This window comes from Alistipes sp. 56_sp_Nov_56_25 (assembly GCF_001915285.1).
In the GTDB taxonomy this organism is placed as follows: domain Bacteria; phylum Bacteroidota; class Bacteroidia; order Bacteroidales; family Rikenellaceae; genus Alistipes; species Alistipes shahii.
The window spans coordinates 72,459-89,430 of record NZ_MNQF01000066.1; the positions used below are offsets into that span (position 1 = coordinate 72,459).

Sequence of the window (16,972 nt, forward strand, 5' to 3'; positions counted from 1 at the left end):
CTCTACGAATCGCTAATGTTTGATCCCAGAAAATCATGAAATGTATTAAGATTGATAATATGTTGCGGACTGCGCGGTTGATTATGCTCGCCGTGTTGTCCGGAGGTATTTTCGCGGTTCCTTGCGGAATATATGCACAGTCTGCTCCCCGAACGGTTTCCGGTACTGTCACCGATGCGGCCACCGGAGAGCCGCTGATCGGAGCCACCGTACAGGTAAAAGGTGTGACCATCGGTACTACGACGGACCTGAACGGAATGTTTTCGATCAACCTGCCGGCAAACCGGAAAACACTGCTTTTCTCCTATGTCGGGTATGAAGCCCAGGAGATTGCGGTTGGCCGTGAGAATTATCTCAACGTGGCGTTGAAACAGGACGCCAATGCGTTGGACGAAGTTGTGGTGGTGGGTTACGGCCAGCAAAAGAAAGGCATGCTGGTGAGTTCGGTACAGTCCATCGCTCCCGCGGAACTGCGGATGCCTTCGTCGAGTTTGTCGACCGGGTTTGCCGGACGCCTGGCCGGTGTGATCGCCGTGCAGCGCAATGGACAGCCCGGTGCCGACCAGGCGGATTTCTGGATACGTGGTATCTCCACGTTCGGTTCCGCGACCAAGCCGTTGATCATCCTTGACGGTGTGGCTATCGACGCGAATGAACTGAACGGGCTGGACCCGGAGATTATCGAGAGTTTTTCGGTGCTCAAGGATGCTACGGCGACCGCTCTCTATGGTTCGCGGGGAGCCAACGGCGTGATGATCGTTACGACGAAGAACGGTAAGAATCTGGATAAGCCGGTCATTAATTTTCGCTTCGAGACGGCTCTTTCGACTCCGACGAGCCGCCCGGAAACGGTCGATGCGGTGACCTACATGCAGATGTACAACGAGTCGGTTCTGACGCGCGGTACGGGGCAGATTCCTTATACGCAGGCGAAGATCGACGGTACGCGGGCCGGCAGCAACAAATATATCTATCCGGATGTGGATTGGTACGATGAGATGTTTAAAAATTTGGCAGTCAACGAAAACTTTAACTTCAATATCCGCGGCGGCAGTTCGAGGGTCGATTACTTCATGAGCGCCACCGTCCGTCACGAGGAAGGTATGTTGAAGAACCTGAGCCGGGATTACTTCTCCTATAACAACAATTACTCGGTTTGGCGTTACGCTTTCCAGAACAATGTCAACGTCAATCTTACGAAGTCTACCAAAGTGTCGCTGAAAATCAACACCCAGCTCCGGGATACGCACGGGCCGGTGAAAAGCAGCGAAAACATTTTCGGAATGATCATGAACGGCAATCCCGCCGATATGCCGATAACCTTTCCCGACGATCCGACGGTAAACCATATCCGTTGGGGCGGCAAAGCCATGGTGAAGAATCCCGTGGCTGAAATGGTTACCGGCTACAAAGACGAGTTCCAGAGCGTATTGAACGCCAATCTGAGTCTGGATCAGAATTTCGATTTCATCACCGAAGGGCTTTCCGCTTCGGCGCTGATCTCTTTCAAGAACTATTCCTATACCCAGACATCGCGTTCGGCAGGTTATAATTCCTACGAAATTTCGGGTACGCATACGGGCGATGACGGATTGGAAGACTATGATCTGGAGATCCGCGGCAACGAGCAAAGTACGACACTCGCCACCTCCAGCAGTACTGACGGAGACCGCAAGATATATATCCAGGGAATGATCAACTATAACCGCAGTTTCGGCCGTCATGACGTGAGTGCTATGGTCGTGTATAATCAGGAGGAGACTGCGCTCGGAAATCCCGGTAGTCTGTTCAGTTCTTTGCCCAAGCGTAAACAGGGCCTTGCGGGCCGTCTGACCTACGGGTACGACAACCGTTACCTCATCGAGGCCAATTTCGGATACAACGGCAGTGAGAATTTCGCCGAGGGACGGCGCTTCGGCTTTTTCCCTTCGGTGGCCGTGGGATACGTGGTCAGTCAGGAGAAATTTTGGGCGCCTATCAAGAAGGCCGTCTCTTATTTCAAACTCCGCGGTTCGTACGGTCTTGTGGGAAACGACAGCGAGGAGACGCGTTTCATGTACATGTCGGACCTCTCCCTTTCCGGAGCCGGATATACGACGGGCGCCGACGGGGAGTATACGCTGAGCGGTCCCGTTTACAACCGTTTCGAGAATAAGAAGATCACTTGGGAAACCGGAGAAAAACTCAATGTCGGTGTCGATCTGCAATTTTATAACCGACTGAATGTAATGGTCGATCTGTTTCAGGAGGTCCGGAGCGGTATTTTCCTGGAACGCGGCACAGTTCCGGCTTTTCTCGGAACGGCTACGACAAAAGTGTACGGCAATCTGGGTAAGGTGAGAAATCGCGGTTTGGATCTCTCGATGGATTATACCCATCAGATCGGCAAGGATTTCTTCATTTCTGCCAAAGGAACCTTCACCTTCGCCCGCAACCGGGTGCTCGAACAGGATGAGCCGGATTACCTGCAGTATCCCAATCTTTCGCGGGTCGGCCGTTCGGTCAATTCGTTCCTGCTTTATGAGGCGCAACGCCTGTTTATCGACAATAACGAGGTGAAATACAGTCCTGAACAACTGCTGGGCGGTGAAATCATGGCCGGCGACATCAAATACGTCAACCAGCCCGATGCGAACGGCAACTACGACAACACGATCAATTCGAACGACCGTATTTATGCAGGGTATCCCGAAGTGCCGGAGATCGTCTACGGGTTCGGGTTCTCAGCGCAGTGGAAAGGACTCGATTTCTCGGTCTTCTTCCAGGGTACGGCCAATACGTCGCTCGTGATGAGCGGATTCCATCCGTTCGGTATCAATAACAATGTCAAGCGCAACGTCATGCAGTTCGTCGCCGACGATTACTGGAGCGAAAGCAATCCGAATATCTATGCGGCCTATCCGCGGTTGAGCGTCGTGGAATACGGCAACAACACGGTTGCCTCGACCTACTGGCTCCGCGACGCGTCGTTCCTGAAACTGAAAAACGCGGAGATCGGCTATACCTACAAGAAAATGCGTTTCTACATCAGCGGATCTAACCTGCTGACCTTCTCGAAATTCAAGTTGTGGGACCCCGAACAGGGCGGCGGATCGGGACTGAAATATCCGACCCAGCGGGTTTTCAACATTGGAATCCAGATGACGTTATAAAATAAATTCCAAACGAAATCCTATGAAATATTACACACATATTCTATCCCTGATTTTATCTGCCGCATTCCTGTTTCAGGCGTGCAGTTATCTGGACGTAGTCCCCGATGAGACGCCGGACGAGAAAGACGCCTTCCAGAACCCGACGATGGCCGAACGCTATCTCTATTCCTGTTATTCGTTCCTGCCCAATCCGCGTCACGAAACAGCTTCGCTGGACCTGATGACGGCCGACGAGGTGGTCACTCCCTGGGAGCACGAGACCTTCGCCAATTTCCCGAAGGGGAACTACAACGCCAGCGAACCGGTGATCTCCTACTGGAATACGCTTTTCGGAGGTATCAGGCGGTGCTATATCCTGCTGGAAAATATCGACGCGGTGCCCAACATGACGGAGGCGAACCTTCGGATTTACAAGGGCGAGGCGAAATTTCTGATCGCTTATTACCATTTCCTGCTTTTGAAGAACTACGGTCCGATTCCGCTTATCAAGGGCGTCATGTCCATCGATATGGACAAGGCAGACTTCCCCGAGCGGGACAGTTACGACGTATGTGTGCAGTGGATCTCTGACCTGTTCGACGAAGCGGCCGGGATGCTGCCGGCAGAGCAGACCTCCACGGCCTACGGCCGGGCCACGAGCGTTGCCGCCAAAGCACTGAAATCACGGTTGTGGCTCTATGCCGCTTCCCCGCTCTTCAACGGGAACAGCGAATACTATGCGAATTTCGTCAGCAAGGTGGACGGGCGCCATCTGATCAGCCAGACTTATTCGGAGGCAAAATGGGAAAAGGCAGCTTCCGCAGCCGAGGAGGCCATTGAGGTCGCTAAGGCCGCAGATTATAAACTCTATACCGAAAGTCCGGTGGCTACGTCGAGGTTCGCCCAACCGACCGATCCCGTGCATCGGGTGCTCCGTCTGAATTTCATGGATTACAACACTTCGAAAGAGGTGCTGTGGGCCGATACCCGGAAAGAGGGCCATTACGGGTTGCAATACAAGTCCACTCCCTACCGCGTGGGTCCGTCATCGGGCAACGGTGTCGGTGTGACATTGACGATGGTCGAGATGTTCTATTCGAAAAACGGACTTCCGATCGATCTCGATCCGGAATACGACTATACCGGGAGGTACCGTTACGGGGAGTATCATAACGATGTCTGCGACGGCGTGACCATGAACCTGAATATCAATCGTGAACCTCGCTTCTATGCGTGGGTGGCTTTCCAGAACGGGTATTACGAAGTGCTCCGTCGCGACGGAGCTGACGACAACGCGAACATCGTGCAGACGAGGTTCCGCAAAAACGATGTTTTCGGCATCAAGGAGCGCACGACGAACTACACCCCTACGGGATATCTCAATAAGAAAGGCTGTTCGCCGCTCTACAACAATATTCAGGAGGATGTTGCCGCTCCGCATTATCCGTGGCCGGTGATTCGCATGGCGGAGCTGTACCTGAATCTTGCGGAGGCTTATGCCAACTTGGGACGGATTGACGAAGCGGTAGCAGCGCTGAAACCGGTCCGCGAACGGGCGGGACTGGACCCGGTAGACGAGGCTTTCGAAAAGGCGGGGCTGACGCTTGGACGCGACGAAATGATCCGCATGGCACGTCAGGAGCGGACTATCGAACTTTATCTGGAGGGGCACCGCTTCTGGGATGTGCGCCGTTGGAAAGAGGGCGACAAGTATTTCAACGTCCGCCCCAAAGGCATGAATTACAACGGGGAGTCCGATGCCGATTTCTTCCGGGTGACTGAAGTGATCGTCCAGCGCAAGTTCATGACTCCGATGCATTACCTGATGCCGATACCCAAGGATGACATCAACAAGAACGAACGAAAGTTCGTCCAGAATCCGGGTTATTGACAGAATCACGAATTTGAAAAACTGCATCTATGAAAAGCATATATAAAATACTGTTGCTCTTTGCCTGTTCGTGCGGCGTTTCGTGCGGCGGGGACGATGAGCCGGCCATGACGGCGCTCGCCGTACAGGGAATCCGTGCCGAGGCATTTCCGGGAGCGATCCGACTGACATGGAACCCGATCGAAAGCCGCGACTTCCTCTATGCCGAGGTTTCGTATTACGATTTCGGCACGCAGACGACAGTCTCTAAGCAGTGCAGCCGCTATACCGGTACCCTCTACATTGACGGACTGCTGAACAGATATGGGAAGTACCGTTTCACATTTACGGCTTACGATGTAAACGGAACGCCCGGGCAACCCGTCTATATCGAACGGCAGTGTGAAAAGGCCGAGTCCTATTATGTGGTTGTTGCGGAGAATCTGATCCCGCTCGCAGCAGACCAGTTGGCTACCAATGCCCAGGAGCCGAGCGAAGGCCCCCTGGAATTGCTTGTGGATGGAAATCCGGATACTTTTTTCCAGAGTTTCTGGGATGAGTGGACCTATCCCGAATTGAAGCCTACGGGTTATCATCACCTGACTTTCGATCTTCGCAAGGAAGTTTCAGCGCTTAAATTCCAATATTGGAACCGTAAGAAAGCGAACGGTTCGCTGCCCAAGACCGTGAATATTTACGGCAGTCCGGATGGCGAAACGTGGGCGTTGCTGGCCCAATTGGATAACCTGCCCGGTGATCTGGGTTCCTCCTACACTTCGGAGTTGTTTCTGTCGGAAGAACCTATTTCCCATGTAAAATACGAGGTGGTGAAAGGAACCGATGTCTACCAGCCCTATTTTTCACTCGCAGAGATCGAATTTTACGAGGTCGTGCGGGAATTGGTCGATCCCGAAGCCGAATGACAATCATAATTGAAAAAGCAACGATAAAGATGAAAAAACTCTTGAAATACATATTGCTGCTAATTTATGTCGCATTGATGCCTGCTTGTGGGGAAGATTCCGGACTGGACGGCGTATTTGCGAATAAGCCTTTTGCCCTGGTGACCGCTGCCGACGGCGGGCGGACTTCCATTTCGGCGGTCATCGACGACGGCAAGCGGACGATCCGTCTGACTTTCGACAAAAAGCGGGATGTGGATGCCGTGGAGTTGACGTTCCAGTTGAATCCCGGGTATGCGATGGTTTCTCCGAAGGAACCGGAGACGACGATGGACCTGACGCAACCCCGAACCGTGACGGTCAGCTCGGGAGCCGGGGAGGTCTCCTACGAAATCTCAGCCCGGAACGAAACTCCGGTCTTGTCGGCCTCTTTCCTGTTTCGCGGGAAACCGATCGAGGGAGTGATTGACCATGAGACGAGGACGGTTTCGTTCCCGATCACGACGATCTATGCTTCGGAATATCCGGAGGAGCTGTTGGGTGCCGTACCGCTGGATATCACGCTTTCCGACGGCTATCGGCCGACAAGCGAAAAGGTTTCGTACGACCTTTCGACCGGGGAGAGTTTTTCCGTTTACAAAGGCCGCAATACGTACACTTATAGACTGGTTGCCGACATTGCTCCGATATCGGTGGCAGATCATCTCTCTGACTTCCGGTTTCGGCGCGGCGTGAACCTCGCTTATTGGATGACGGAAGCCGATCGTGACTGGTTGGGCTATGTCATGCCCGCTCAATTCCCGTTGTGGAAAGAGTTGGGATTCGACCATTTCCGGGTTCCCGTCGACGAGCTGTGCATCTTTGACCGGGAGGGGCAGTTTAACGAAAAGGCCGTCGGGAAATTACACGAACTTTTTACATGGTGCGAGCAAAACGGCATGTATGCGATTCTCGACATGCACACACTGGCTCCCCGTGAAGGCTCGGACAGTTACCGGGAGGAGGAGTTGTACGACCCTGCCTATCCCGAATTTCGCACCCATTTCGTAAATGTTTGGCGAAAACTTGCTGCAGAATTCAAGGCTCACAATCCGAAGTGCGTGGCCTTTGAACTGCTGAACGAACCGCATGACGGGACACCCGACGCAACTGGTTGGAATAAGCTCCAGAATGAGGTTCTGACGGCAGTCCGAGAGCAGGACCCCGAACGGATCGTATTCGTCCCGGCAATGGGCTGGCAGGACTACAACTACATCAAGTATGCACGGGTGGCCGAGGAAGATCCCAATGCGGTTGTGTCGTTCCATTATTATCTCCCGATGCTGCTGTCGCATTATAAGATGCTGGCGTGGGTCGGCTATCAGGGAGCCGTGCAATATCCGGGGGTGGTCATTCCCACTCAGTCGGATGCTGACAAATACCCGCAGTATGCCTCTTTTCACAAAACGACCTACAATGCCGACCGGATTATGGGTGAAATGTCCAATGCGGCGTCCGACGGTCGGAATGCCGGACTTGCGGTACATTGCGGCGAATTCGGATGCAGTAAAAACGTCGCGGAAGCGATGCGTTTGGCGTGGTTCACGGATATGGTGGCTGCCATGGAGGCAAATAATATTCCATGGACGCTTTGGGAGTGCCTCGACGGCGGATTCGGATTTGTCGATATGGAATATGGCATTTACCGGATCAACTGTCCTCTGCTGAAAGTGTTGACCGGCAAGGAATTGACAGATGCAGAGGCGAAAGTTCTGCTGCAAAAGTATGGATTTAAAACTGAATAGGAATGTTGTTGAAGATTACACAGGGCGTATTCTGGATACTTGCTGTTTGCCTGATGCCCGGAACAGCCTATGGGGAGGGCCGGGACGTCTTGCCCGGAAACGCCGCCTATAAGGTCGAGGTTTTTCGGGGCGGAACCTGGGAGGAGATCTTCGTTTATAATGCTCGGGTTTCCGATTATGCCGGCAATCCCGAGGCGGGATATACCCAGTATACAATGGGGTTCGCCTTGTTTACGGACTCGTTTCGGCAGCCGTTGAAGGTCCGCGTGACCCGCCGTGCGGGGACGTTTTCGAAAGTGGAGATTCGTCCGCTCTCTTACGGCATCGTGCCCGACGTGCAGACCCCGAACAGCGTCGAGTTCGAACTGGGCGATCCCGCGCAAAAGGTTTCGGTGGAGTTCGACGGCAATCGGATGGAGAACCTCTTCATCCTGCCCGACCTGCCCGACACGGCGATCCCGATGGGTGCCAATGTAACTTATTTCGGTCCCGGGGTGCACAATGCGGGTGTGATCCGTATTGCGAATGAAAGCGGCCGTATTCTCTATCTCGATGAAGGGGCGGTCGTGCTGGGACGGATCGAGGCTGAAAATGCCGCCAACCTTACAATTCGAGGACGAGGTGTTTTCTGTTCGTCGCAGGAGGATCACGGCGCCGGCCGGCGGCCGCAGATGGAGTTCCGCAATTGCGACAATCTGAAGATCGAGGGCATCCTGCTGCGCGACACGCCGAACTGGACGCTCAAGATCGTCGGGAGCACGGGCGTGCATATCGACAATATCAAGGAGATCGGCTGGATCATGAACTCCGACGGCATGGATTTCATCTGCTGCCGCGATGTGCTGGTCGAAAACACCTTCCAGCGTAACTACGACGATAACGTGACCATCAAGGCTTTCAATGCCACGCCCGAATACATCGCTTCCCATACGAATACCGACGGCTCCTATTCCGACGGGGCGATCTGGATGGTTGCCGGGCTTCGCGATTTCGAGGTCTGCAACTACGAGATCCGCAACTGCGTTTTCTGGGCCGACAAGGCGCACAATATGCTCGTAGGCCCCGAGGCGCGGGGCATTGCATTCCGGAATATCCGGTTCCACGACAACATTGTGCTGGAAAACCGTCAGGACGACGGGATTTATCCCGGGGCAATGGCGGTGATGATCGCCGACGACGGCACGTTCGAGGACATTGCGTTCGAAAACATCATTGTCGAGGACATCGACGGCGGAAAGGTTTTCTGCGCGCACTTCACCAACGCCTGGGCGTTCGACGGACTTTATGGACAAGAGCTGGATCAGAGGACGCAACGACGCGCAGTCGATCGACGGAGTGACGATCGGGAACTTCACGGTCAACGGCACGCCGGTAACCGACGGATCGGGCCCCCATCTGGAGATCAATGAATATGTCCGAAACGTAACGTTCGAATAGACTTTTGTCATGAGAAGAATCTTAATAACCTCTCTTGCCCTGTGTACGGCCGCGCTGTCAGCCGCCTGCTCCGACTCCGCGTGCGATTCGGACTTGGTTGCGGGCGGAATGGCTATGGTGCGGGCCGTACCGCAGTCCGTGACTGCGGAGGCCGCCTATGCCCACCGTGTCTGCCTGATCCGTGAAGGCGTTGTTGCGCAGTCCGTCTCTGCGGCATCCGCCGCGGCGCTCGCACCGTTTCGGGTAGAGCCGGGAACCTATGGAATGCTGGCGGTTGCTGCTGCGGACGAGGATAATCTGACCTTTCCGGCAGCGGAGGGGATCGCTCTGTCGGAGTACGGCGTCCGGATAACGGACATGACCGCTCCGATTCCCGACCTGCTGATCGGGTGCAACAGCCGTTTCGAAGCCGTCGCCGGATCGGTTTCGGCTCCGGTCGGGATGAAGCGGGCCGTGGCTCACCTTACGGTGACTGTCGTGGGGCTGGAAGCGCTCTCCTGCGAAAGTATCACGGTCTCGATTCCCCGGATGTACGACCGGATCGCCTCCGACGGAACGCCCGGAAACAGCGGGGCTGAATTTTCCGAAAAGGCGATCGTGCTGGCTCGGAACAGCGCGGGACGTTATGTCGGCCAGGCCGTCGTCCTGCCGACTGACACAGCCTCCGCGACGTTGGAGTTCCGCTTCACGATCAACGGAAAGAATTATGTTTCCGTGCAGGAAACGCGTATCGAGGCTAATCGGAAATACGCGCTTTCGGTCGCGGCGAAATTTAAGGACGATACCGACCTGAAACTTACGCCCGTGATCAGCTATCTCCCCTGGGACGCTCCGACGACGATTCCCGACGACGGGCTGCCCGCCATGGACGACCGTCCGGCCAATGACGATTTCACGGTGGAGATTTTCCGCAACGGATGCTGGGAAGAGATTTTCGTGTACAATACCGAAGTTTCGGACTATGCCGCCAATCCGGCTGCGGGGTACGTCCAGCATGACATGGGCTTTGCAATGTTCACCGATGCGTTCGCCGCTCCGTTGAAGGTCCGTGTGACCCGCCGTGCGGGGACGTTTTCGAAAGTGGAGATTCGTCCGCTTTCTTACGGCATCGTGCCCAACGTGCAGACCCCGAACAGCGTCGAGTTCGAACTGGACGATCCCGCGCAAAAGGTTTCGGTGGAGTTCGACGACAACCGGATGGAGAACCTCTTCATCCTGCCCGACCTGCCCGACACGGCGATCCCGACGGGTGCCAACGTAACTTATTTCGGTCCCGGCATTCATAATATGGGGCGCAAGGAGATTCTCTATAAGGATAATCAGACGATCTATCTCGACGAGGGGGCGCTGGTCTACGGCAGCATCTATGCCAAGGGATGCCGCAACTTGACGATCCGGGGGCGGGGCATCCTCTGTTCGTCGAAGGAGAATCACGGTGACGGCCGCCAGCCGCAGATCGAAACCTTCGACTGCAACGGTTTCAAGGTCGAGGGCATCCTGCTGCGCGACACGCCGAACTGGACGCTCAAGATCGTCGGAAGCACGGGCGTGCATATCGACAACATCAAGGAGATCGGCTGGATCATGAACTCCGACGGCATGGATTTCATCTGCTGCCGCAATGTACTGGTCGAGAATACGTTCCAGCGCAACTACGACGACAACGTGACTATCAAGGCCTTCAACGGAAAGACCGATTACGTCACCGCGCACACCGCCTCCGACGGATCGTTCACCGACGCTTCCATCTGGACGGTCTATTATCTGGCGCAGAACAAGTTTGATGTCTACGATTACGAGATCCGCAATTGTGTTTTCTGGGCCGACAAGGCGCACAACATGCTCGTCGGTCCCGAGGCGCGGGGCATTGCATTCCGGAATATCCGGTTCCACGACAACATCGTGCTGGAAAACCGTCAGAACGACGGGATCTATCCCGGAGCGATGGCGGTGATGATCGCCGATAACGGCACGTTCGAGGATATTGCGTTCGAAAACATCATTGTCGAGGACATCGACGGCGGAAAGGTTTTCTGCGCGCACTTCACCAACGCCTGGGCGTTCGACGGACTTTATGGACAACAGAGGACGCAGCGACGCGCAGTCGATCGACGGAGTGACGATCGGGAACTTCACGGTCAACGGCGCGCCGGTAACCGACGGATCGGGGCCTCATCTGGAGATAAACGGATACGTCCGGAACGTGACGTTCGAATAACCGCCTGAAATCAATAAAAAAATTTTATTAACCACCTTAAACGCATAATTATGAAAAAGTGTTCCATGTACACATTTGCCGTCGCCATGCTGGCCGGTATGATTCTGACGGGCTGCTCCTCTTCGGAGGAGATTCCGGGAGGTACTCCCGACAACGGACCGAAACTGAAGATCGAGACCCGCTCGGCGGATGCCGCCGAGGCTGCTTATGCACACCGGGCGATTCTGGTGTCGGAGGGTAACATTGCGGATGCAAAGAGCGCCGCCGACGCTGCGTCTTTAGGAGCCTTCTCCGTCGAGCCGGGTAGCTACACCGTTTACGCTGTCGCTTCCAGCGACGAGGCGAATCTCACTTTTACGGGTGTCGCCGCTTCGAATGCCGTTGCCGATGCACGTGTCAAAATAACCGACATTTCGGCTCAGATTCCCGAACTGTTGGTCGGTAATTCCGACGTCGTTACGGTCGGTGCCGAAGGCGCGGCGGCCGCACTCCAGCTCAAGCGCGTCGTGGCATCGGTCACGGTGACGGTCAGCGGACTGGAGAACGTCGATGCCGAGAGCATCACCCTGACGATCGGCAACATGTACGATCAGGTGAGTCTCGACGGCGCGTTTTCCAAGAGCGGAGCTGCGTTCGCATCGAAAAGTCTTGTACTCACCAAGAATGCCGAAGGCAAGTTCGTCGGCAACGCTATCGTGATGCCTACCGATACGGAGGCTTCCAACCTCTCGCTGACTTACAGCGTCAACGGCACGGATTACACCAGCACCCCTGCGGGCCGGATCGCGGCCAACGGGCAGTATGAACTGGCGACGACGGTCGAAGCCGGCAGTTCCTCCTCGAAGGTCAACCTCAACTCGGCGATTACCTACGCGGCCTGGGACAGCACGGTGGTGAATCTTTCCGACAGCTTTACCATCGACGAGACTACCCCTGACAAGCAGTGGATGGGTCCGACAGCCCTTCCGATCAGCGGTACAGCCGCTCCTGGATACGACAATTTCTGGGCGTCGTCCGATGGAGGCGATTCCGGCTGGGGCGAGACATTCTGGCAGTACAACCTTTATGACGGGAACAAAACGGACGGAAGCAACTATTGGTGTCCTGCCGAATGGGACCGTACAGCTCCCATCTGGTATATCAACCTCGGCGCTGCCAAGCAGGGCGTGACCATCGACTACTGGAACAAGGCTGGCGGTAAGGGCGGTCAGAAAATCAAGACGATGGACATTTACGCAAGCAATACGCGAGCCGATTACGGCGGTGGCAATGCGGATTGGGTGAAGATCATGACTTTCACCTCCGACAAGACCACTCCGACCACGGACGCCGGGGCGCAAGTGACGACGGGCAAGATCGCATTCTCGGAGGATGGAAGCGTCTCCTATCAGTATGTAAAATGCGTGATGACATCTAAGGTTAATACCGACGGTGCGACCATTACGGATGTGCTCGACGTGAATGTCGGCGAACTGGAGGTTTCGACTTGGGAGTACAAATAGTTGTCGGAAAGGAGTTTCCCTCCTGCGATACGCTGAATGGGGATTTGCGGGAGCGGACTTTAGCAGTCCGTTCCCGGTATCGCCCCGAACGGCAGTCGTGTGGGCCTGCGGGGCCTGAAGAATCAAGTATATAATATGAAAGCCATGATGATGAAAAAACAGAATGTCGGGAATGCCTGCGGATGGGCGGATCGCCTTGCACGTCTCCTGTTGCTGCCTGCGCTCACGCTCGTTCTGCTTTGCTCGTGCGACGAGGACAAGGCGAAATCCGAAAGACCGGAAGAGGGGGATCAGCTTTGGAAGATCGTGCCCGTTCTTGCATCCGAAAGCGATGGCTTCGAGGGGCTCGGTGAGTATGGGGTGTCGCTCTACCTTTTCAACGACATGTCATCCGACTGCTATAAATACCAGCATGCCGACTCGTTCGGCGATCTCGAACCGTTCGTGGTGGAAAAGGCGGCTTATTCGCTCGTCGCGCTGATGATGGATCGTGAAGTCCCTCATGTTTCCTACGAGGCTTCGGACGAGGCCAAAAAGAACACAACCGTGACCGTAACGGACATGAACGAAGCTATTCCGGATATGGTGCTCGGTACGACGTCCGTTTCCCGGAATGTCGGCGCGACGGTTCCCGTTTCCGACCTGCAACGCCTGGTCGGGGCCTTGGATGTCCGCCTGACCGATGTCCCGAATGATGTCACGGCCGTGGAACTTACCGTGGGCGATCTCTACGACCGGGTTGACCTTACGGGGCAATACGACTTTGCGACGGGGGAGCCCGCTTCGAAGCGAATCGAGCTGACGAAAGAGGGTACAGTTTTTTCAGCCCGGAGTGTGCTGATGCCTTCGGACGAGACGAGGGCCAATGTGAAGATGGATTTTCGGGTTTTCCGGGGCGACGCGTATGAGGATTTCGTCGTACGTCTTTCCGGAAGTATTCCGGCAGACAAACTCACGCGGCTTGAAGGCCGTGCGGAAGAGATCTTGAAGAATGCTGAACTGACGTTGGGTTTGACCTATGCTCCGTGGGATGCGAGCATAACGATCGAGGATCACTTCCAGACCGACGACGACCTGAATAAGGTTTGGTCCTCGGCGCCGCTTCCCATCAGCGGCGCAGCCGATCCCGGATATGACAATTTCTGGGCTTCGTCCGTATTCACCGACTGGGACGGTTCCGTAAAATACGATTCGTATCTTTATGACGGTATCATGGACGGGAGCGACGAGCACAAGGACCTCTATTGGGGCCCCGACGCAGTTGGGGAGGCAGAAAAAGGCACCGTTCCGTCGTGGTATGTGGATTTGGGAACCGGATGTCAGGGCATTACGCTCACCTACTGGAACAAATTCGGAGGCAAAGGCGGCCAGAAGCTCCGCACGATGAATATCTATGGAAGCAATGCTCCGGAGGACTATCGGGGCGGCAACGAAAGTTGGACGCTGATCACGACTTTCACTTCCGACCGGACGAAACCTACGGAAGACGCCGGAGCCGAGGTCACGACCGGGCGGATCGAATTCGACAAGGGAAATGCGACCTACCGGTATGTGAAATGCGAGATCACCTCCCGGGTCGACGCCGACGGCAATGTGGTCGAGGATTCCGATGTGAATGTTGCCGAAGTGCAGATAACCGTGTGGTCCTGTAAATAGGAATGTTTCGGCCCGGCTTGACGGCCGGGCCGTATTTTATGTAAAAATCAATTGGACATGAATGAACGATTGTTGCCGGGACGTATCCGTTCGGGCTGGGGAGTCTCTATTCTTTTTCTTTGTTTAATGGCCCTTTCCGGGTGCTGTTCACACGAAGCGATTCGGGTGAATCTCATTCCGCGCCCGGCGGAAATGGAGGTGCTGTCCGGGTATTTTCAGCCGGGAAACACGACGGTGGACGACTTCACGACCGTAGTTGTGGACAATTCCCGGATGGATGCGCTGGGACGGGAGGGATACGAACTTACGGTCGATCGCTCGTCGGTGAGACTCACGGCCGCCACCCAGACCGGCATTTTCTATGGGAAACGGACGCTGGAACAGTTGATGACCGACAAGGGTATTCCTTGCGTAAGGGTCAGCGACCGGCCCCGGTTTGCCTACCGGGGCATGCACATGGATGTATCGCGGCATTTCTTTCCGAAAAGTCAGGTGCTGAAGATGCTGGACGAAATGGCCCGCTACAAACTCAACGTATTCCATTTCCATCTGACCGATAACGGTGGTTGGCGCATCCGGATCGACAAATATCCGCGGCTCACCGCCGAAGGGGCATTCCGCACGCAGCGGGATTGGTACGCGTGGTGGGACCGGAACGACCGTCGCTATCTTCCCGAGGGAACTCCGGGCGCTTACGGCGGATATTTCACCAAAGAGGACATCCGTGAGATCGTGACCTACGCCGCCGAGCGGCACATTACGGTCATTCCCGAGATCGAATTCCCGGCGCATTCCGACGCCGTGTTCATCGGCTATCCGGAGTTGTGCTGTACGGGCAAACCTTATACGACGGGAGAATTTTGTGTCGGCAACGAACAGGTATATACTTTTATGGAGGATGTGCTTACCGAAGTTATGGAGCTTTTCCCTTCGAAATACATCCATATCGGAGGCGACGAGGCCCGGAAAGTCGCCTGGGCGACCTGTCCGAAATGCCAGGCCCTGATCGAGCGGGAGAGACTTGACGGGATACAGGGACTCCAACCCTATATGATCGCCCGTATCCAGGATTTTCTCGCTTCGAAAGGGCGGGTTATGGTCGGCTGGGATGAAATACTGCACAACGAACTGCATTCCGAAACCTTGGTTATGTCGTATCGTGGACAGAAAGGGGCTATCGAAGCCGCTAATCGGGGCAATTATGCCGTAATGACACCCGGTGAAGTGCTCTATTTCGACTGGTATCAGGCCGATCCTTCCACTCAGCCGCGTGCCATGTACGGATATTCTCCCATTAAAAAGATGTACGCTTTCGAGCCGGTGCCGGCTGATCCGGAATCGGCGGCCCGCAACGAGTCGATCATCCGGGCCGAATTCGTGGACCCTGCGGCCGTGGAGCCGATCCGGGCGGATCGCGCCGACCGCATCGTCGGTGTGCAGGGATGTACGTGGGCTGAATATATCGAAGATGAAGAGCAACAGGAATACATGATCTTTCCGCGTCTGCTGGCTGTGGCAGAATTGGCATGGACACCGCAGGAGAAGCGCGAATGGAGCGATTTCAAAGTCCGGATGAACTCCCATATCCCACTGTTGCAGCAACGGGGGCTAAATACTTTTACGCTGAGCGACGAAGTTGAGATCACGACTCGCATTCGTTCCGGAAATAAAGCGGTTGAGGTGACTCTCGACTGTGAGAAATATCCCGCAGAGATTCGCTACACGTTAGACGGAACCCCGCCGACGCCCGACGCTTCGCTTTACGAAGCTCCTTTTACCGTGACCGATTCGACGGTGGTCCGGGCCGCCGTATGTCGGGATGGAGTGATTCGAAGTCCTGAACGGAAACAATTGGTTACTCTCGCCGCGGAGATCGACAACTATTATCCGTTCGATGTGCCGGAAATCTGGAAAGAATATTTCGATTAATCGTTCCATCGACTATTGTGCGTTATCGCCTTTTCTTTCTGGGCGGCAGACTGTGCGCAGCCTTGAAACGGAGTCGGACGTGGCTGACTTTGGGTTGATTCGGGAAAAGGTCCGGGTGGAGGGAATAACAGACAGCCCTTTTATTTTCGGCCTTCGGATTTTTCCCGTATGCCCTGGCGCGGACGAATATGCCGTTGGGTCGCTCCTGTTCCGAAAGATCGTCTTCATTTCGCAAACAGAAACGACATCGTAATTGACGTTCCGGAGGGGGCAATGCCCGATAAACACACCGGTCGATAACCGATTCGTCATAGATCGCCCCGGAGATTTGCTAGTTTTCAAAATCAAAGATCCCCGGGGCTTATCGTACGATTCAGAAGCGATCGATATTTATGTGAACGGTTCAACATCGCATATAATCGGCTTATCTATCAGGTTCAATCTATTTAGAGACGGGAGAACCAAATATTTAAAGTCATACGCTCTATATTAGTGTACAAGCGTTTGTCAATGTGTTTATGTTCCTCAATATTCCGGAAC

Annotated in this window: 9 protein-coding genes; all 9 read left to right on the plus strand. The window is 54.8% G+C overall.

What is annotated here, in order from left to right:
• Nucleotides 1-83: 83 nt before the first annotated feature.
• Nucleotides 84-3,152 carry a SusC/RagA family TonB-linked outer membrane protein gene (locus tag BHV64_RS12720; protein ID WP_009599108.1) on the plus strand — a complete coding sequence of 1,023 codons (3,069 nt, stop codon included), beginning with the start codon at nt 84-86 and terminating at the stop codon, nt 3,150-3,152.
• Between the two features lie 22 nt (nt 3,153-3,174).
• Nucleotides 3,175-5,025, plus strand: coding sequence for a RagB/SusD family nutrient uptake outer membrane protein (locus BHV64_RS12725; protein ID WP_217726866.1), 1,851 nt, complete (start codon nt 3,175-3,177; stop codon nt 5,023-5,025).
• A 29-nt stretch (nt 5,026-5,054) separates the two neighbouring features.
• Nucleotides 5,055-5,927: a discoidin domain-containing protein gene (locus BHV64_RS12730; RefSeq protein ID WP_217726864.1), complete on the plus strand. Its 873-nt coding sequence runs from the start codon at nt 5,055-5,057 to the stop codon at nt 5,925-5,927.
• A gap of 29 nt (nt 5,928-5,956) precedes the next feature.
• On the plus strand, nt 5,957-7,690 hold the full coding sequence (locus BHV64_RS12735; protein ID WP_254886326.1) for a glycoside hydrolase family 5 protein: 1,734 nt from the start codon (nt 5,957-5,959) through the stop codon (nt 7,688-7,690).
• Between the two features lie 2 nt (nt 7,691-7,692).
• Complete coding sequence (locus BHV64_RS12740) at nt 7,693-9,099, plus strand: glycosyl hydrolase family 28 protein (RefSeq protein ID WP_288116169.1); 1,407 nt, start codon at nt 7,693-7,695, stop codon at nt 9,097-9,099.
• A 37-nt stretch (nt 9,100-9,136) separates the two neighbouring features.
• Nucleotides 9,137-11,353, plus strand: coding sequence for a glycosyl hydrolase family 28 protein (locus BHV64_RS12745; RefSeq protein WP_288116170.1), 2,217 nt, complete (start codon nt 9,137-9,139; stop codon nt 11,351-11,353).
• A gap of 42 nt (nt 11,354-11,395) precedes the next feature.
• Complete coding sequence (locus BHV64_RS12750; protein ID WP_229104379.1) at nt 11,396-12,847, plus strand: hypothetical protein; 1,452 nt, start codon at nt 11,396-11,398, stop codon at nt 12,845-12,847.
• 150 nt (nt 12,848-12,997) lie between these two features.
• A complete protein-coding gene (locus tag BHV64_RS12755) occupies nt 12,998-14,503 on the plus strand; it encodes a hypothetical protein (RefSeq protein WP_254886325.1) in 1,506 nt (501 codons plus the stop codon).
• Between the two features lie 57 nt (nt 14,504-14,560).
• Nucleotides 14,561-16,432, plus strand: a complete 1,872-nt coding sequence (locus BHV64_RS12760; protein ID WP_172633811.1) for a beta-N-acetylhexosaminidase — start codon at nt 14,561-14,563, stop codon at nt 16,430-16,432.
• The last annotated feature ends 540 nt before the right edge of the window (nt 16,433-16,972 follow it).

What these genes read in the sequence shown, in the direction of transcription:
- BHV64_RS12725 (WP_217726866.1), top strand. Translation starts at nt 3,175, where the DNA reads ATGAAATATTACACACATATTCTATCCCTGATTTTATCTGCCGCATTC.
- BHV64_RS12720 (WP_009599108.1), top strand. Translation starts at nt 84, where the DNA reads ATGCTCGCCGTGTTGTCCGGAGGTATTTTCGCGGTTCCTTGCGGAATA.
- BHV64_RS12735 (WP_254886326.1), top strand. Translation starts at nt 5,957, where the DNA reads ATGAAAAAACTCTTGAAATACATATTGCTGCTAATTTATGTCGCATTG.
- BHV64_RS12750 (WP_229104379.1), top strand. Translation starts at nt 11,396, where the DNA reads ATGAAAAAGTGTTCCATGTACACATTTGCCGTCGCCATGCTGGCCGGT.
- BHV64_RS12745 (WP_288116170.1), top strand. Translation starts at nt 9,137, where the DNA reads ATGAGAAGAATCTTAATAACCTCTCTTGCCCTGTGTACGGCCGCGCTG.
- BHV64_RS12755 (WP_254886325.1), top strand. Translation starts at nt 12,998, where the DNA reads ATGAAAAAACAGAATGTCGGGAATGCCTGCGGATGGGCGGATCGCCTT.
- BHV64_RS12730 (WP_217726864.1), top strand. Translation starts at nt 5,055, where the DNA reads ATGAAAAGCATATATAAAATACTGTTGCTCTTTGCCTGTTCGTGCGGC.
- BHV64_RS12740 (WP_288116169.1), top strand. Translation starts at nt 7,693, where the DNA reads ATGTTGTTGAAGATTACACAGGGCGTATTCTGGATACTTGCTGTTTGC.
- BHV64_RS12760 (WP_172633811.1), top strand. Translation starts at nt 14,561, where the DNA reads ATGAATGAACGATTGTTGCCGGGACGTATCCGTTCGGGCTGGGGAGTC.